The sequence below is a fragment of the Brevibacterium litoralis genome (assembly GCF_040212315.1).
Taxonomy (GTDB): Bacteria; Actinomycetota; Actinomycetes; order Actinomycetales; family Brevibacteriaceae; genus Brevibacterium; species Brevibacterium litoralis.
In genome coordinates, this window is record NZ_JBDIUY010000001.1 from 24,792 (window position 1) to 42,866 (window position 18,075).

At 71.2% G+C, this 18,075-nt stretch carries 14 protein-coding genes and 1 pseudogene; 6 read left to right on the plus strand and 9 right to left on the minus strand.

What is annotated here, in order from left to right; all coding sequences use genetic code 11:
* Window positions 1-142 precede the first annotated feature (142 nt).
* The 3 genes and pseudogenes from AAD496_RS00105 to AAD496_RS00115 form a co-directional block, all read right to left on the minus strand.
* On the minus strand, window positions 143-865 hold the full coding sequence (locus tag AAD496_RS00105; protein ID WP_349826587.1) for a VOC family protein: 723 nt from the start codon (window positions 863-865) through the stop codon (window positions 143-145).
* A 75-nt stretch (window positions 866-940) separates the two neighbouring features.
* Window positions 941-1,492 carry a VOC family protein gene (locus AAD496_RS00110; RefSeq protein ID WP_349826618.1) on the minus strand — a complete coding sequence of 184 codons (552 nt, stop codon included), beginning with the start codon at window positions 1,490-1,492 and terminating at the stop codon, window positions 941-943.
* A 73-nt stretch (window positions 1,493-1,565) separates the two neighbouring features.
* Window positions 1,566-1,643, minus strand: a pseudogene (locus AAD496_RS00115) (hypothetical protein); the annotation flags it as partial.
* Between the two features lie 477 nt (window positions 1,644-2,120).
* On the opposite strand from AAD496_RS00115, the gene AAD496_RS00120 reads away from it, so the two are divergent.
* The 5 genes from AAD496_RS00120 to AAD496_RS00140 are packed head-to-tail and all read left to right on the plus strand — an operon-like array spanning window position 2,121 to window position 9,134.
* Window positions 2,121-3,977: a TIGR04028 family ABC transporter substrate-binding protein gene (locus AAD496_RS00120; protein ID WP_349826588.1), complete on the plus strand. Its 1,857-nt coding sequence runs from the start codon at window positions 2,121-2,123 to the stop codon at window positions 3,975-3,977.
* 1 nt (window position 3,978) lies between these two features.
* The gene (locus AAD496_RS00125) at window positions 3,979-5,067 is read left to right on the plus strand and encodes an ABC transporter permease (RefSeq protein WP_349826589.1); all 1,089 of its coding nucleotides are present in this window, start codon (window positions 3,979-3,981) and stop codon (window positions 5,065-5,067) included.
* A complete protein-coding gene (locus AAD496_RS00130; protein WP_349826590.1) occupies window positions 5,064-5,960 on the plus strand; it encodes an ABC transporter permease in 897 nt (298 codons plus the stop codon). The genes AAD496_RS00125 and AAD496_RS00130 overlap by 4 nt, the downstream gene beginning before the upstream one ends.
* A complete protein-coding gene (locus AAD496_RS00135; protein WP_349826591.1) occupies window positions 5,957-7,753 on the plus strand; it encodes a dipeptide ABC transporter ATP-binding protein in 1,797 nt (598 codons plus the stop codon). Before AAD496_RS00130 ends, AAD496_RS00135 begins: the two co-directional genes overlap by 4 nt.
* A 7-nt stretch (window positions 7,754-7,760) precedes the next feature.
* Complete coding sequence (locus AAD496_RS00140) at window positions 7,761-9,134, plus strand: alkylhydroperoxidase domain protein (RefSeq protein ID WP_349826592.1); 1,374 nt, start codon at window positions 7,761-7,763, stop codon at window positions 9,132-9,134.
* Window positions 9,135-9,287: 153 nt separating this feature from the next.
* On the opposite strand, the gene AAD496_RS00145 is transcribed toward AAD496_RS00140, so the two are convergent.
* From AAD496_RS00145 to AAD496_RS00170, 6 genes are all read right to left on the minus strand, one after another.
* Window positions 9,288-10,067 (minus strand): IclR family transcriptional regulator, encoded by a 780-nt coding sequence (locus AAD496_RS00145; RefSeq protein ID WP_349826593.1) that lies wholly within the window; start codon window positions 10,065-10,067, stop codon window positions 9,288-9,290.
* A gap of 9 nt (window positions 10,068-10,076) precedes the next feature.
* Window positions 10,077-11,414 (minus strand): formimidoylglutamate deiminase, encoded by a 1,338-nt coding sequence (locus AAD496_RS00150; protein WP_349826594.1) that lies wholly within the window; start codon window positions 11,412-11,414, stop codon window positions 10,077-10,079.
* Entirely contained in the window at window positions 11,411-13,078 is a 1,668-nt protein-coding gene (hutH, locus tag AAD496_RS00155; RefSeq protein ID WP_349826595.1) for a histidine ammonia-lyase, read from the minus strand. The genes AAD496_RS00150 and hutH overlap by 4 nt, the downstream gene beginning before the upstream one ends.
* Before the next feature lie 50 nt (window positions 13,079-13,128).
* Window positions 13,129-14,334, minus strand: coding sequence for an imidazolonepropionase (gene hutI / locus AAD496_RS00160; RefSeq protein WP_349826596.1), 1,206 nt, complete (start codon window positions 14,332-14,334; stop codon window positions 13,129-13,131).
* 3 nt (window positions 14,335-14,337) lie between these two features.
* Entirely contained in the window at window positions 14,338-16,230 is a 1,893-nt protein-coding gene (gene hutU, locus AAD496_RS00165; protein ID WP_349826597.1) for a urocanate hydratase, read from the minus strand.
* 223 nt (window positions 16,231-16,453) lie between these two features.
* The gene (locus AAD496_RS00170; RefSeq protein WP_349826598.1) at window positions 16,454-16,642 is read right to left on the minus strand and encodes a hypothetical protein; all 189 of its coding nucleotides are present in this window, start codon (window positions 16,640-16,642) and stop codon (window positions 16,454-16,456) included.
* 394 nt (window positions 16,643-17,036) lie between these two features.
* Between AAD496_RS00170 and AAD496_RS00175 the strand changes: the two genes are divergently transcribed.
* On the plus strand, window positions 17,037-18,026 hold the full coding sequence (locus AAD496_RS00175; protein WP_349826599.1) for a LysR family transcriptional regulator: 990 nt from the start codon (window positions 17,037-17,039) through the stop codon (window positions 18,024-18,026).
* Window positions 18,027-18,075: the final 49 nt, after the last annotated feature.

The following is an 18,075-nucleotide window of genomic DNA, read 5'->3' on the forward strand; positions in this document are numbered from 1 at the left end:
CGAGGGGGGAGGGAACGGGGAGCCCGCTGCGGTGCCGGAGTCGGCGGTGACGGGGTCGGGGGCGCTCATACGGCGTCCTTTCCGAGGGATTGAGGGGCACATCGGGTGCTCACGATCGTATACACCTCGCGCCCGATCCGGCTCACTCCCCGCCGAACCCGATGCTCCCGGCCGGTCCGCTCAGGGTGGCCCGCAACGCGAAGGCGTCCGCATCCACGACGGTCGTGTCCGCGGCACCGAGGACCTCGAGGGCCTTGGTGGTGCTCTCGATGACCGGTGTACGGACCTCGAAGACGTCGAGTCCCATCCGTCCGATCTCCCCGAGCGCCGGGTGCACGGAGTCCTGCCAGTCGATGAGGAAGGGCTGGACACCCTCCTGCGGCAGCGGCAACCGCTGGGTCAGGCGCCATTCGAGCAGGTCACCGGCGGGGGTCCGCCGCGACATGTCGTTGACGACCCCGAAGTCGACCCCGGCGGTCCGGGCATCCGCCACCCGGTCGTCGAAACCGGCCGGATGCACGGCCCAGGTCACGAGCGTCGGTTCCGTGATGGCCTCCAGCCCGAAGGCGAGCGGGGCGCCCTCCGGCACGTCCTGTTCGAGGTCCGGACCGATGATCTCCAGGTACATGAGCGGCCGGTCCTCGGCCCCGGCGTCGGTCCCCGCAGCGGTTCCGTCGGGAGTGGAGGGCGCCTCGGCGGCGGTTCCTGTCGGATCGAGCCCGACCAGGTAGTTGGCGGTCCCGCGTCCCTCGTGGGCGCCGCCGTAGGTGGGGACGATGCCGGTGCGGGCGGTGAAGTCGTGGACGCCGGCGGCGAGATCCGGCACGGCGAGGACGAGATGGTCGAGTGCGGCGGGGATGCTCATGCACGTCACAGTACCCGCGCCTCCTGAACCGTCTACTGGACGGTAGGGAGTGCCCGGTCGACAGTTGGGACGGGATCAGAGGGCGAGCGCTTGCGACTCGACGGTGAACTCCCCGTCCGCTCCCCGGAACACGGCACGGAGGCCCGGGGTGGTGCCGGGGTCGACGGGCACCTCGGGAGCGCCCAGGAGGCCCAGGACACGGGACGTCCCCGCGGGGTCCGAGGAGACTGCGCGGAAGTCCCGGAGTTCGACCGTCGGCATGGACACGGTCGACGGGTGCGGCGAGTCCTGCCAGTCGATGAGGAAGGGCGGGACGCCGTTCTGCGGCAGGGGCAGCCGGCGGGTCAGGCGCCAGCGGAGGGTGTCGCCGCCCGGCGTGGTCCGGGACATGTCGTACACACGCCCGAGGACCGTGTCGGTGAGGCCCGCGACCCCGACGCCCGCGACCGTCCGGTCGAAGTCAGGAGGTTGAACGGCCCACCGTTGCAAGGTCATCCCCGTGACACCCTGCAACCGGTCGGCCGCCAGGGAGGTGTCCTGTTCCGGATCCGGCCCGATGATCTCCAGATAGACCGGAGGAATACCGGCCGGAACAGGACCCTGCCACCCTAGAGGAGCGAGCCGCAGAAGTGCATTCGCCGTCCCCTTCCCGGGATGGGATCCCCCCCGGGACGGCCCGCGCGCCGGAGAGTCTCTCGAATTCGGCGACGCCCGCTTCCAGGTCGGGGACGGCGATGACGAGGTGGTCGAGGCAGGGCGGGAACGGGGAGCGCGTCATGGGGCCACGGTACGTCGGGCGTGCTCACCCGGACCCGGTCCGTGTCTCCCGGTGTCCTGATGTGTCCGCTGATGTGTCCGCAGATGTGTCCCCAGGTGACGGGGTGGTGTTCACCCGCCGGACGCCGGGGACTAGAATCGGGGCCGTGTTCACGACCATGACCTCGGTGCGCGGCTGGCGCCGCTTGCACATCGACCTCATGCTCGTCACGACCGTGAGCTGTTGACCTCCGGCGTCGCGAGCCCCGTCGTGCTGCCCGCATCCGGCTGAGAGTCCGGGAGCGCGCCTCTTGACCCCTTGAGATCCCCGGGCTCCGGTGTCCTCCTCCGGCACCCGGAATCGAGAGGGCACACATCCGTGAATTCCGCCTCGAGAACCGTCGATTCATGACGTCTCGATCGCGTCGTCATCCCCACCCCATCACACAGTCCCCATCACACAGTCGTCCCCGCCCCACGAACACGAGGAACCCTCACCATGACGGCACACCGTGCCACCGGTGCGCGTACGCCACGCGCACCCCAGCCCACCGCGTACAGCGCCGCCCTCGGCGACGCGACCGCCCGCACCGGAACCACCACCCGCGGCAGCGCCTTCCGGAACACCACCCGGAGCACCACCGCCACCCGCCGCGGCTTCCTTGGCCTCGGCGCCTCGCTCGCCGGGATCACGGCCCTGGCCGCCTGCACCCCGCAGGACACCCTCGACGTGAGCGCCGCGACGGCCGGGGGTCCCGTGACCGGCGGGATCCTCGACTACTTCGAGCCCCAGACCTGGACGACGCTCTACCCGCCGTCGGTCGGCTTCTACCCGAACGGCGGGATCATGAACAACATCTCCGACCGCCTGCTGTGGCAGGACCCGGAGACCCTGGAGCTGTACCCGTGGATCGCCGAGGACCTCCCGGAGATCAACGACTCCGCCACGCAGTTCACGTTCCGCATCCGCCCCGGCGTCACCTACGCCGACGGCAGTCCACTGGACGCTGCGAACGTCGCGAAGAACTTCGACCTCTTCGGCCGTGGTGACACCGAGCGCGCCCTCCCGGTCTCCGAACAGATCGCCAACTACGACCGCGCGGAGGTCCTCGACGACCTCACGGTCCGGTTCCACTTCACCGCTCCCTCGCTCGGTTTCCAACAGGCGGTGTCGACCATGAACCAGGGACTGCTGGCCGATTCGACCCTCGACCTCGACTCCGAGGGCTTCGGCCCGGGTTCCGCGACGAAGATCATCACCTCGGGCCCGTTCCACATCACCGAGGAGGCCGTGAGCACCAAACTGTCCGTCCGCGTCCGCGAGGACTACGACTGGGCCCCACCACACCTGGCCCACCAGGGACGCGCCCACCTGGACGGCATCGACTACCGGGTCAACCAGGAGTACTCGGTGCGCGTGGGTGCACTCGTCTCCGGGCAGGTGCACGGTCTGCGCGACCTCCAGGCCCCGGACGAGGCCCGCATCGAGGAGGCCGGACTCCAGGTCTTCGCGAAGGCGACCAACGGCATCAACAACGGCATGAGCTTCCGCTTCCGCCACCCCTTCCTCCAGGACGTGCGGGTCCGCCGCGCCATCATCCGGGCGATCGACCGGCAGGAGATCGTCGACAAGCTCTTCACCCCCAACTTCCCGCTGGCCCGGGGCATCATCGGATCGAACGCCTGGGGGTACGTGGACCTCGCCGAGTACTTCCCGTACGACCCCGACGAGGCCGCGGCACTCCTCGACGAGGCCGGCTGGACCCGTCCCGCGGGTTCCACCGGCATCCGCACGAACGCGGACGGCGAGCGCCTGCAGCTGGGGGTGAACATCGCCCTTCCCCAGCCGCGCTCCCGCGAGGTCCAGACCCTCGTCCAACAGCACCTGGCCCGCGTGGGCATCGGCTGGACGATCAACGAGGGCGACCAGTCGCAGCAGACCCTGAACTCCCTCGACATCGACAAGGTGAACGTCTACCACTCGATGGTCGCCCGCGCCGACTACGACAACGTCCGCTCGAACTGGCACTCGGTCAACCGCAACGCCTTCCTCAACGCGGAGTCCGACGAGGGCACCGACATCGGCCCGCGCGATCCGGAGATCGACCGCCTGCTCGACCACATGGCCTCCCGGCCGACCGACGAGGAGCGCAACGAGGCGGCCATCGCCTTCCAGCGCTACCTCGCCGAGAACGCCTACGTCCTCCCCTTCTTCGAGGAGCCCCAGGTCTTCGCCTTCCGGCGTGCCGTGCAGGGCTTCGCGACGGAGCCGGTGGGACGCCCCGCCTTCTACGACACCTGGCTGGCCGACGAGAACTCCGCCGAGAACTCCGCTGCCCGGAACGAAGGAGCCTGACATGAGTCCCCGATACCTGCTCCTGCGCCTGGGACAGGCGGTCCTCGTCCTGTTCCTCGCCTACTCGCTCGCCGCGATCCTGTTGCAGATCCTCCCGGGTGACGGCGTCATGGCCCGCTATGCCGACCCCGCGCTCGGACTCCCGGCCGAACAGATCGCCGCGATCCACGCCAGTTACGGCGCCGACCTGCCCTGGTACCTCCAGTACTGGAACGGTCTCCGGGGTGTCCTGCAGGGCGACCTCGGCTACTCGGTGAACTCCGGGGCCGCCGTCTCGACCCTCGTGACCGAAGCGCTCCCCTCGACGCTCCAGCTGGCGCTCGTCGGGTTCCTGGGCGCCGTCGTCCTCGCCGTCGCCGTCGCGGTCCTCGCCACCTACGGCGGGTGGACCGCCCTGCGCCGCGTCTTCGACTCGGTGCCCTCGCTGTTCATCTCGGTGCCCGTGTTCTGGCTGGGCATCATCCTCGTCCAGATCTTCAGCTTCTCGCTCGGCTGGGTCGACGTCGTCGAACCCGGACCCGTCGAGAGCCTGATCCTCCCCGGTCTCACCGTCGCGGTCCCGCTGTCGGCCCCGATCGCCCAGATCCTCATCCAGTCGATCAACGAGGTCCGCACCCAGCCCTTCGTCAAGGTCACCCAGGCCAAGGGCGCCACCGAGGGCTGGATCCTCGTGAACTCCGTGGCCCGCAACTCGCTGCTCCCGGCGCTCACCATCACCGGCCTCGTCTTCGGCGAACTCGTGGCCGGCGCCGTCATCACGGAGACCGTCTACGGCCGCGCCGGGATCGGGGCGCTCACCGCCCAGGCCGTCGCCGACCGCGACAACCCCGTCCTGCTCGCCGTCGTCGTCCTCGCGACCCTCGGCTACGTCCTCGTCAACCTGATCGTCGACCTGCTGTACCCCGTCATCGACGTCCGCCTGCGCCGGACCTCCCGGTCCGCATCGAGAACCACCGCACACGAGGCGCCCTCCACCCCCGACACCACCGACCTCTCCCCCGCCCTGCAGGGCGCCGGTGGCACGCCGGGCACCCACGCGCAGGGCGCCTCGGCGGCGTCCGACACCACGAACCCGGGAGGCACCCGATGACCGCCGCCACTCTCACCACCGACCCGGGCACCCCCGGCACCGGGGCGCCCGCGACCACCCGCGGGCGCGCCACCGGGACGGCACTGACCCGGTTCCTCCGCCGCACCGGCCCGCTCACGATCGTGGCCGCCGGCATCCTCCTGATCGCCGTCCTCATGGCGCTCGTACCCGGGCTGTTCACGCGGGAGAACCCGCTCGACGGCGGGGACACGGCGGCCCTGCTGGCGCCGAGTGCGGACCACTGGTTCGGCACCGACCAGACCGGGCGCGACGTGTTCGCCCGCGTCGTCCACGGCGCCTCGCAGTCGCTGCTCGCGGCACTCGTGGCCGTGGGCGTCGGCCTCGTCGTGGGCTCGGCGATCGGGCTGGTCGCCGGCACCCGCCGCGGCATCGTCGACGACGTGCTCATGCGTTTCATCGACGTGCTCCTCTCGATCCCCGGCCTGCTGCTGAGCCTCACGGTCGTCATCCTGCTGGGTTTCGGCACCATCAACGCGGCGATCGCCGTCGGTGTCACCTCGATCGCCCAGTTCGCGCGTCTCACCCGCGCGCAGGCCGTGCGGATCAACACCTCCGACTACGTCGCCGCGGCCTACGGCTCCGGCGGGAACTACTGGTCGGTGCTCGGCCGCCACGTCCTGCCCAACGGACTGGGCGCCGTCATCGCCCTCGCCGTCCTGCAGATCGGCTGGGCCATCCTGCAGATCTCGACCCTCGGGTTCCTGGGCTACGGCACCCCGGCACCCACCCCCGAATGGGGCCTCATCATCGCCGAGGGACGCAACTTCGTCGCGACCTCCTGGTGGCTCACCGTGCTGCCGGGCCTGGTCGTCATGCTCGTCGTCCTCTCCACCCACCGCATCGGCAGCGCACTGAGGGAGCTGAGCGCATGACCCCCACCGACACCTCCACCGCCGGCACCACCGCCGCCGCCGAGGCGCCCCGCACTCACGAGGACCGCTCGGCGGACACCCCCGTCGTCCTCTCGGTCGAGGGCCTCGACATCTCCTACCGCTCGCGGTCCGGCGACCTGCTCGCCGCCGTCGAGGGTGTGTCCCTGCAGGTGAGGGCCGCACGGACGACCGCGGTCGTCGGAGAGTCCGGCTCGGGCAAGTCCTCGACGGCCTCGGCCGTCATCGGTCTGCTCGCCCGCAACGCAGTGACAGGTTCCGGCCGGATCCTGCTCGGCGACCGTGACCTCGCCACCCTCACCCCCGGCGAGTGGCGGGCCGTGCGCGGAGCGCGGATCGGTTACATCCCGCAGGACCCGGGCAACTCGCTCAACCCGCTCAAGACGATCGGCGCCTCGGTCGCGGAGTCCCTGCGGATCCACCGGAAGGCCGACACGCAGCAGGCCCGGGCCCGCGTCCTCGAACTGCTCGACCGCGTGGGCATCGACCGGCCGGAACTGCGGGCCGACCAGTACCCGCACGAACTCTCCGGCGGTATGCGCCAGCGCGTCCTCATCGCCGCGGCGATCGCGCTCGAACCGGACCTCATCATCGCCGATGAGCCGACCTCCGCCCTCGACGTCACCGTCCAGAAGCGGATCCTCGACCTCCTCGACGACCTGCGTGCCGAGGGCGCCGGGATCCTCTTCATCACCCACGACCTCGCGGTCGCTGCGGAACGTGCCGACGAACTCGTCGTCATGCAGGGCGGGAAGGTCGTCGAGTCCGGTCCCGCCGTCCAGGTGTTCACGCAGCCGGAGTCCGACTACACCCGCCGGCTGCTGGCCGACGCCCCCTCGCTCGTCGACCTCACCACCCACGGGACCGGCTCCCACGGCGCAGGCCCGCGCGCCGCGACCGCAGCGGCGGACGGGCGGCCCGCGGAGGGTGCCCGGGGGCAGGGCGCCTCGGCGGCGGATCCCGCACCCACCCTCCTGGAGGTCTCCGGGCTCACCCAGGTGTACGGACGGGCGGCGAACGGCGACGTCATCGGCCTGGAGGACGTCGGGTTCTCCGTGCCCGAGGGGACGACGCACGGGATCGTGGGCGAGTCCGGATCGGGCAAGTCGACGCTCGGCAAGATCCTCACCGGGTTCCTCGACCCGCAGGCGGGCACCGCGCGGATCGGCGACTTCGACGCCGCCGCACTCCCCCGCGGCGGGAGCCTGTTCGGCGGGGCGGCCCGCCGGGAGCGCAAGGCGTTCCACAAGGCGGTGCAGCTGGTCCACCAGAACCCCTACTCGGCGCTCGACCCGGCGCACTCGATCGCGTCGACGCTCACCGAGCCGCTGCGGAACTTCCGGCTCGGCACCCGCACCGACCGTGCGCGGGCCGTGCGGGAGGCGATGGACCGGGTGGCGCTGCCCGCGCGACTGCTGACGCGGCGGCCCCGGGAGCTCTCCGGCGGTCAGTTGCAGCGGGTGGCGATCGCCCGCGCCCTCATCATCGAGCCACGTCTGGTCGTGCTCGACGAGGCGGTCTCCGCGCTCGACGTCACGGTCCAGGCACAGATCCTGCGGCTGCTCGACGACCTGCAGCAGGAGCTCGGTCTCACCTACGTGTTCATCAGTCACGACCTCGCCGTCGTGCGGCAGATCGCGGACACCGTCTCGGTGCTCTCGAAGGGCCGTCAGGTCGAGGCCGGGCCGACCGCGCGGGTCTACTCCGACCCGCAGGAGGACTACACGAAGCGGCTCCTCGCCGCGATCCCGCGACCCACCACCCGAGAGAAGTGAGGACCCCATGACCACACTCGACGAACGGACGGTCCCCGACGCGGACATCATCGACGTCCTGGCCGAGATCGCCCCCGGGTCTCCCCTGGAGGAGTGGCGTGGCCACCGTGCCCAGGCGAAGGAGAACGCGCAGAGGAGTTTCGTCGCGCTGTTGGAGCCGGCCGCACCCGGGGACTTCACGCACGGGCAGCGGTACGCGGTCGCGACCTTCGTGGCCGGATTGCTCTCCGATGAGTCCGCTTCGACTTTCTACGGGGATCTACTCTCCGACGAATACGAGGACGATTCCGTCATCGAGGCGCTCTCCGGCGCAGTCGCCGCCGCGCAGCGCACCGGACCGTACGGCGCCTATGCGCCCGCTCCCCTGGCCGGTGAGTCCGTGGCCGGGCAGGAGTACCGGGTCCCGGGTACCGCGGCACGGGTCCTCGGTACCCGGCTCGTCACGGCCCTGGAGTACACGCACATGCTCGTGCTCCACCCGCGGGACGCGGCACCCGGGCGACTGCAGCCGCTCTTCGACGCCGGCTGGGACGAGGACGGGATCGTCTCGCTCGGACAGCTCGTGTCCTTCCTCAACTTCCAGATCCGGTTGGCCGGTGCGCTCCGGGTGCTCGGGGAGAACCCCGGTGGGGACGACCGGGCCGGGGGTGGCGCGGGTGATGCAGGCGGGGCGGGCGCCTCGGCAGCGGGGGTGTCCGGTGGTGGCACCGTCGGTGCGGGCGGTGACAGTGACCCGGCCGATGACCCGCGGGAGGAGATCCCGGCGGGGCCGGTGCGTGTCCTCGAATACCCCGACCTCGACCGGCCGCAGGTGTTCCGGCAGGGCGGGCTCGACTGGGTCCCGTGGATCGCGCCCCCGACCGAGGAGGAGCTCACAGAGCGCCAGGTCGAGTCGCTGGTGAAGCCCGAACGGACGAAGAGCGCCTACTTCCGGCTCCTCGCGCGCGACCCCGATGCACTGGAGGCGCGGACCCTTACGGATCTCGACATCTTCTTCAACTTCAGCGACGGCCTGCCGAGTGCCGAACGGGAGCTCGCGGCCACCGTCGCCAGTCGGCTCAACGGCTGCCTGTACTGCGCCTCGATCCATTCGCGGCGGGCGGACCAGGAATCGGAGGGACGCACGGAGGACATCGAACGGTTACTCGCCGAGGGTGTCGGGGCGGACCTGGGATCCGAGCGGTGGAACGCCGTCGCGGCGGCGGCCGTCGCGGTGACCGCGACGCCCGAGACGTTCGGCCCCGACCACGTGGAGCGCCTCCGTGCGGCCGGGCTGAGCGACGGGGAGATCATCGACGTGATCAACGGTGCGGCCTTCTTCAACTGGGCCAACCGGCTCATGCTGTCCCTCGGAGAACCCACCCCCTTCCGGCTGGGCTGATCCACCTGCCGCCCGCACCGCGGCACCCCACCGGCTGAGTCCGGAGCCGCCCCGGCAGTGCTCGACTCCGCCCCGATATCTTTCACGACCCTCGGTATGTCGCGACATACCGAGGGTCGTGAAAGATATCGGGGCGGTTGACTGAGGGAACCCCTACCGCAGGCGTTCGGTGACCTCCCGGGCCGTCGACCGGACGCGTTCGGCGACCTCCTGTTGCCGGTGGGCCCGTTCCTCGTCGGACTCCTCGGCACCCTCGCCGAGCGACACCCCGACGGCGGCGACCGGACGGTCCAGGACGTCGAACACCGGCGCGGCGACCGTCCACACACGCGGGGTGATCTCCCCGTGTTCGAGTGCGTGACCCTCGGTCCGGGTCCGGGTCAACAGGGCGTGCAGTTCGGCCAGGGACCGCGGACCGGTACCCGTGCGGCTCACAAACCCCTCGGAACCGGACAGCCGCGCCTCGTTCGACAACAGCGCGACGACCTCCCGGCGCGACATCGCCGACATGATCGCCCGTCCGGTCGCGGTGAGATAGGTGGGCATCCGCACGCCCGTCGCGGTGATGAGAGCGATCGAGTTCGCGGCCTGCTCCTTGAGGACGTAGACGGTCTCCCAACCGCGCAACACCGCCAGTTGCGCGGTCCCACCGGTCTCGTCGGCCAACCTCCGGACGCTCGTCTGCGCCAGTCGTTGCAAGGGGTTGCTCCGCACGTAGGCACTTCCGAGCTCGCTCACGCCGGCCCCGAGCACGTATCCCTGGTCGACCTTCGTCACGAGTCCGAGTTCGTCGAGCACCGACAGGAGTTCGTACACGCTCGACCGCGGGAATCCGAGGGAGCGGACGAGCGCACCGGCACTCACCGGCCGATTGCCGGCGGCCAGGTGCCGCAGGATCGCGACGGACCTGCGCAGAGCGGGGACCTCGGGCACCTCAGGACCTCACAGATCCAGGAGGGAGTAAGCCGTCCGGTACAGCGCGGCCACGTCTCCGAGCGCGGTGTGCGCACCGTCGCGGGCCACGACCCGACCGGCCACGAGCACCTCGCGGGCGTCCTGCGCGGTCGCAGCGAGCACCAGTTGTTCGTCCACGCTCCCGATCGTACGGACACTCGCGTCGTCGACGACGACCACGTCGAGCGGACCCCCGGGAACCAGGCCCGCGGGCAACCCGAGCGAACGGGATCCGCCGGTCGTGAGCGCGGCGACGAGGTCCCCGGGCGCGAACCGGCCGCGTTCCCCGCTGCCCAGACGTTCCCCGGCCTCCAGGCCGCGCACCTCCAGCAGTGGGTCGAGGACGACGTGCTGGTCGGAACCGAGCGCCACGGAGGCACCCGCATCGGCGAGCGCCCGGGCCGGGCCGATCCCGTCGGCCAGATCGGCCTCCGTCGTCGGACACATGACGACCGAGGCGCCCGCCCCTCCCAGCGCCGCGACGTCGGCCTCGGTGAGGTGGGTGGCGTGGACCGCCGACAACCGTGGACCCAGCGTCGGGAGCACCCCGGTGCGCTCCAGCAGGCCCGTCGGGGTGACCCCGTAGGCCTCACGGCAGGCGGCGTTCTCCGCCGGCTGTTCGGACAGGTGCACGTGGACGGGACCGTCGAGGGACGCGAACCGGGCGATCGCGGCCTCGGGGACCGCCCGGACCGAATGGATCGCCGCCCCCACCGTCACCCGGTCGGAGACACCGGCGAGCACCTGCCGCAGCGCCGTGTGTCGCTCCAGGTAGGACTCGATGTCCCCGTCGGTGAAGCGCTGCTGCTCCTCCCCCGGCGGCTGCGGCCCGTCCGCCCCGATCCCACCGGTGAGATAGGCCGTGTCGAGGAGCACGAGACGGATCCCCGCGTCGACGGCCGCCTGTGCCAGTGCGCGTTCCATCGCGTGGTCGGGGTACGGCGTGCCGTCGGGGCGGTGGTGGACGTAGTGGAACTCGCCGACGGCCGTGTACCCGGCGGTGACCATCTCCGCGTAGACCGCGGTCGCCACGGCCCGGTAGATCTCCGGGTCGAGCTGGGCGGCCGCCCGGTACATGACGCTCCGCCAGGTCCAGAACGTCCCGCCGTCGCCGTGGGTGCGGCCGCGCAACAGGCGGTGGAAGGCGTGCGAATGCGCGTTGACGGCACCGGGCAACGCCAGACCGTCGTGCACCGTCCAGTCGTCCTGCGGATCCCGTACTCCCGACTCCGACGCCGTGATCGTGCCGCTCGCATCGACCTCGATCCGGACGCCGTCCGCGACCCGCTCACCGGTCCACGCCCGGCGGAACCAGTGCGTGCTCATGCCCGCACGTCCCCCGCCGCCGAGGCGCCCGCACCGTTCCCCGCGGGCGCGCGCCCGTCGAGGACCCGACCGTCGGTGTCGGTGAGCGTGTGTCGGAAGGTCGCGACCGCCTCGGCGGCGGCCATCGCCGCACCCGAGGTCACGTAATCGGTGACCGTTTCCAGCTCCGGGGACAGGAACCGGTCGGGGCCGGGACCGGCCACGCGTTCCCGCAGTCCGGCGACGACGGCCCCGGTGACGGGACCGGGGACGGCATGTGGGTCCTCGGCAGTGCGGAGGTCGGCGGCACGGGCGGCGGCGTACATCTCGACGGCGAGGACCCGGCCGAGATCGGCGACCGAGGCGCGCAGCTTGCGGGCGGCGGACCAGCCCATCGACACGTGGTCCTCCTGCATCGCCGAGGAGGGGATCGAGTCGACACTCGCCGGGGTGGCACGCCGCTTCATCTCGGAGACCATCGCCGCCTGTGTGTAGTGGGCGATCATGAGCCCGGAATCGACACCCGCGTCGTCGGCGAGGAAGGGCGGCAGACCCTGGTTGCGGGCGACGTCCATGAAGCGGTCGGTCCGACGCTCGGCGATGTTCGCGACGTCGGCGGCGACGATCGCGAGGAAGTCGAGGGCATGGGCGAGCGGGGCACCGTGGAAGTTGCCGTTCGAGGACACCGAGCCGTCCGGTAGGACCACGGGGTTGTCGATGGCCGCGCGTAGCTCGCGGGCCGCCGTGGTCGCGGCGAAGGCGAGCGTGTCCCGGGCCGATCCCGTGACCTGCGGGGCGCAGCGCAGGGAGTACGCGTCCTGGACGAGGTGGGTCGAGTCCTTGTGCCCGGCGACGACCGGGGAGTCGGCGAGCGCGGCGAAGGTGTTCGCGGCACTCGACTCCTGGCCGGGATGGGGCCGCAGGGGCGCGTGGAGATCCGGGGCGAACACCCGGTCGGTGCCCAACTGCGACTCCACGCTCATCGCCGCGGTGAGGTCCGCCGTCGACAGCAGGTTCTCCAGGTCGTACAGGGCCATGACGAGCATCCCGAGCATGCCGTCGGTCCCGTTGACGAGGGCCAGTCCTTCCTTCTCGGCGAGGACGAGCGGTTCGAGACCCGCCGCGGCGAGCGCCTCGGCGGCGGTGGTGAGCGCACCCGAGGCGTCCCGCACCGGGCCCTCCCCCATCGCGGCGAGTGCACAGGCCGACAGCGGTGCGAGGTCGCCGGAGCAGCCGAGCGAACCGTACTCGTGGACGACCGGGGTGATGCCCGCGTCGAGCATGCCGACGTAGACCTGCAGGGTCTCCGGGCGGACACCGGTGCGGCCCGTGGCGAGCGTACGGGCACGCAGGAGCATGAGGGCGCGGACGACCTCGCGTTCGACCTCCGTGCCCATGCCCGCGGCGTGCGAGCGGATGAGCGACTTCTGCAGTGCGGTGCGCAGGTCCGGTTCGATGTGACGCTGGGCCAGCGCGCCGAACCCGGTCGAGACCCCGTAGACGGGACGGTCGGCGGCGGCGAGCGCGTCGACCGCCGCACGGCCCGCGGCCACCGCGTCGAGGACGGCCGGCGGGATCCGCACCGGGGCGTCGTACCGGGCGACGGCGACGACCTCACGGAAGGTGAGCGTCTCCGGGTCCAGGTCGACGACGTCGAGGGCGCCGGTGGCGCGGGGCTCGGTCATGTGGGAGGTCCTTTCGGTCGTGGGATGCCGGCATCGGTGCCGGCAGGGTGTCAGAGGGGAGACGTGTAGGGCGCCGGATTGGTGGCCACGCGTTCACCGGCGCGGTACACCTCGGCGACCTGCGGGACACCCGGCCGGTAGGCCAGGTACCGGTGGGAGGGCGCGTCGAGCACGAGGAAGTCCGCCCGGGCGCCGGGCGTCAACCGACCGACATCGGTCCTCTGCAGGGCCGCGGCACCGCCGGCGGTCGCCGCCCACACCGCCTGGTCGACGGTGAAGTGCATGTCGCGGACGGCCACGGCGATGCAGAAGGGCAGCGAACTCGTGAAGCACGACCCGGGGTTGCAGTCGCTGGCGAGCGCGAGCGTCACACCGGCGGCCAGGTAGCGACGGGCGTCCGGGTACGGCTGTCGGGTGGAGAACTCAACGCCGGGAAGGAGCGTGACGACGGTGCCCGCCGCGGCGAGGGCCTCCAGGTCGGCGTCCGAGGCGAAGGTCGCGTGGTCCGCACTCGCGCACCCGTGCCGGGCCGCCAGTTGCAGCGCTCCCGAGGCGCTCAGCTGGTTGGCGTGCAGTCGCGGGCGCATGCCGTGGGCGGCCCCGGCGTCGAGGATCCGCGCCGTCTGGTCCTCCGTGAAGGCACCCTCCTCGCAGAACACGTCGATCCAGCGGGCCTTCCCGGCAGCGGCCGGGACGATCTCGTCGACGACGAGGTCCACGTACGCCTCGGGGTCGTCGGCGTACTCCGGGGGCACGACGTGGGCGGCGAGCAGGGTCGCCTCGTCGGTGTACCGGCCGATGATGTCGAGGGCACGTACCTCGTCGGCGGTGGTGAGCCCGTAACCGGTCTTGATCTCCGTCGTCGTCGTGCCCGAGTGCAGGGCCTGGCGGACCAGGCGCGCGAGGTTGTCCTCCAGTCGTTCCTCCGTGGCCTCCCGGGTCGCGGTGACCGTCGTGCGGATGCCGCCGGCGGAGTAGGCCTCACCGGCCATCCGGGCGGCGAACTCCTCCGATCGGTCCCCGGCGAAGACCAGGTGGTTGTGGCTGTCGACGAAACCGGGCATCACGGCACGGCCGGCGACGTCGAGCACCGTGGTGGCGGGCGCCTCGGCGGCGGGGAGGTCCGCGCGGGCCCCGGCCCACACGACCCGACCGTCCTCGACGAGCAGGGCCGCGTCCTCGACGAGCCCGAGGAGATCGGGGGCCTGCGGGTCGTTCGTGACGAGTTCACCGATACCGGTGACGAGGGTGCGCACGTCTCATCCCTCCGGGACGGTGTCGGGGACGGCGGGGGCGGCAGCGGTGTCCGCGGCCGGCCGGTGGTCGAGGCCGGCGTCCATCGGCACGCGGATGCCCCGCCCGGAGGCCACCTCGTGGGCGCGGTCGTAGCCCGCGTCGACGTGGCGGAGGACGCCCATGCCGGGATCGTTGGTGAGCAGGCGCTGCAGTTTCTGCGCGGCGAGCTCGGTGCCGTCGGCCACCGACACCTGACCGGCGTGGATGGAGCGGCCCATGCCCACACCACCACCGTGGTGGAGGGACACCCAGGTGGCACCCGAGGAGGTGTTCACCAGGGCGTTGAGCAGCGGCCAGTCGGCCACGGCGTCGGACCCGTCGGCCATGCCCTCGGTCTCGCGGTAGGGGCTCGCGACGGAGCCGGAGTCCAGGTGATCACGGCCGATGACGATCGGGGCGGACACCTTCCCCTCGGCGACGAGGCGGTTGAACAGGAGACCGGCCTGCTCGCGTTCGCGGTAGCCGAGCCAGCAGATGCGGGCCGGCAGGCCCTCGAACTCGACGTACTCCGCGGCGGCGTCGAGCCACCGGTGCAGGGACTCCTTCTCCGGGAAGAGTTCCTTGAGGGCCGTGTCGGTCACCGCGATGTCCTGCGGATCACCGGACAGGGCCACCCAGCGGAACGGTCCCATGCCCTCGCAGAAGAGCGGACGGATGTAGGCCGGCACGAAGCCCGGGAAGTCGAAGGCACGGTCGTAGCCGGCGGTCCGGGCCTCGTCGCGGATCGAGTTGCCGTAGTCGAACACCTCGGCGCCGCGGTCCTGGAACCCGACCATCGCCGCGACGTGACGGGCCATGGACTCCTGTGCCCGGAGCGTGAACTTCTCGGCGTCCTCGGCGGCCTCGGACTCCCAGTCGTCGAGGCCCACGCCGACAGGCAGGTAGGAGAGCGGGTCGTGCGCGGAGGTCTGGTCGGTGACGACGTCGACCTCTGCGGCCTCGGACTCCCAGTCGTCGAGGCCCACGCCGACAGGCAGGTAGGAGAGCGGGTCGTGCGCGGAGGTCTGGTCGGTGACGACGTCGACCTCCGCGGCCTCGGGACGGTCGAGGAGGAGGGGGAGCACCTCGGCGGCGTTCCCGACGAGACCCACGGACAGGGGCTGCCGCGCCTTCTTCGCGGCGAGGACCTTCTCCAGGGCGGTGTCGAGGTCCGTCTCGACCTCGTCGAGGTACCGCTTGGCCCTGCGTCGCTCCAAGCGGGTGCGGTCGACGTCGATGATGAGGCAGGCTCCGCCGTTGAGGGTGACGGCCAGGGGCTGCGCGCCGCCCATGCCGCCGCAGCCGCCGGTGACGGTGAGCGTGCCGGCGAGCGTCCCGTCGAACCGCTTGCGCGCAACGGCGGCGAAGGTCTCGTAGGTGCCCTGGAGGATGCCCTGTGTGGCGATGTAGATCCAGGACCCGGCGGTCATCTGTCCGTACATCATGAGGCCCTCGGCCTCGAGGTGGCGGAAGTGCTCCCAGTTCGCCCAGTCACCGACGAGGTTCGAGTTGGCGATGAGCACGCGCGGAGCCCATTCGTGGGTGCGGAGCACACCGACGGGCTTGCCGGACTGGACGAGCAGGGTCTCGTCGGACTCCAGGTCGTCGAGGGTGCGCACGATCGCGTCGTAGGCCTCCCAGGAGCGGGCCGCGCGGCCGGTACCGCCGTAGACGACGAGGTCCTCGGGGCGCTCGGCGACCTCCGGATCGAGGTTGTTCATGAGCATCCGCTTGGCGGCCTCGGTCTGCCAGGACTTCGCGGTGATGCCCGTGCCGCGGGGTGCGCGGATCTCACGGGTGGGGTCGTGACGGGTGAATCCGGCGGACGCGTCGACGGTACGGGTGCCCGGGTCGTCGGACGGGACGGGCATGCTCATGGGGACTCCTCACGGGACGTGCGGCACCCGGAGTGGTCCGGGCCACGGTTCTTTTCCCCGAGTGTGCGGATCCTACGATGAGGAACGGAAGTGTCCCGGGCCGCAAAGTGTCCGATATATCGGACATCGTCTCCGAGGTGAATACACGTCCGCCCCTGCCGGATCATTCCGGCAGGGGCGGACGTGGTGCGGCGCGACGGCGCCCGTGAGGTCGCGGACGACCTCAGACGCGCGGGGCGACGGCCAGCGAGTTGAAGCCGCGGGCCATGACGGACAGGACGCCACGGGCACCGGTCTTGAGCTCGGTGTTGTTGTGCTGGGTGTCGACGACGAACCGGCCGATGGCGTAGTACCCGGCGGCGATGGCGGCGACGATGAGGGCGAGGGAAACGATGGCTGCGAGGGTGCTCATCACGAGCTCCTTTCGATGGTGTTCGGTGGTCGCCGTGCGCGGTTGGCGCCGTGCGGACAGCGGCCCGTTCTGACCGGCCGTTGCGATATCCATCATGATCGCTCGAGGCCATGAAGTTCCATCACACGGAAGTGCACAATCGTGCACGCTGACTTAACAGCCTCCATGGACAGTGCAACACGTCACGATGCACAGCTATTCCAGCCCGATTCGATGACCTGGATCTCTCGAGAACACCCCCTTCGACGCGCCTTCTCCCACGATACGGAACACCATGTGAGCAGGTTCACACAGCGATTCCCCGCCCTGGACTCCACACCGCCACTCCGCAAAGCCGTTCAGCACACCCTCACAGAAATGCACAACTGATCAGATTTCCTTTACAGTGATCCTCATGACCGACCTGACGCAGTTGCGTGCCTTCCGTTCGATCGCCTCGACGGGGTCCGTCCGGGGTGCCGCCGACGCCCTCGGCTTCACCCCCTCCGCGGTGAGTCAGCAGCTCAAGTCCCTGGAGAAGAACACCGGTCTGCAGCTGTTCAGCCGCGTGGGCCGCAGCCTCCAGGCGACCGAGGCCGCCCAGGACCTCCTCCCCCACGTCGAATCCGTCCTCGACGCCGTCGCCGAACTCGAGGAGAAGGCGGACGACCTGGTCAACGGCCGCCGGGACACGCTGGCCATCAGCTACTTCGGGTCCACGGGGGTCCGCTGGATCCCCGACGTCCTCGCGTACCTCGAGTGGTTCCGCCCCGAACTCTCGGTGAGCGTCGTCATGGCCGCCGGCCGCGGCGACTTCGAACTCCAGGGCACCGAGGTCCAGGTCGTCGTCGCCGACTCCGAGCACCTGGTCGTGCCCGAGGGCTGGCGCTCCACCCACCTCCTCGCCGACCCGTACGTCGTCGCGATGCCGGAGAACAACCCGCTCGCCGCCGAGGAGTCCGTCCGTATCCAGGACCTCACGCCCTTCGCCTGGGTCGACAACGAGGCCGGCGGCGGCCCCTGCGCCGACCGCCTGTACGCCGTGTGCGCCGCCGTCGGCGTCACCCCGCGTTTCCGGTTCGGCGCCTACGACTACCAGACCGCCCTCGAGATGGTGGACCGCGGCATGGGCGTCTCGATCCTCCCGCGCCTGGGAATCGTCCACGTCCCCCGCGGCGTCCGCGTCCTGCCGATCGTCGACCCCGTCCCCGTCCGCCACATCCACCTCGTCGTCGCCGAACGGATCCCCGACACCGACCTGCAGGACAAACTCGCCGACACCTTCCTCGACCTCGCCCGCGAGTCCGTCTCCGAGGACATCGAACGCCTGGGCTTCTGCGCAGGCGACGGCACCGGCGTGCCGGAGCCCCGCCCCGCCGAGGTGACCGAACTCCGGTCCGCCTGATCCCGCCGCCGAGGCGCCCTGCACTTCACAGGGGAAGCTCAGGGCACCT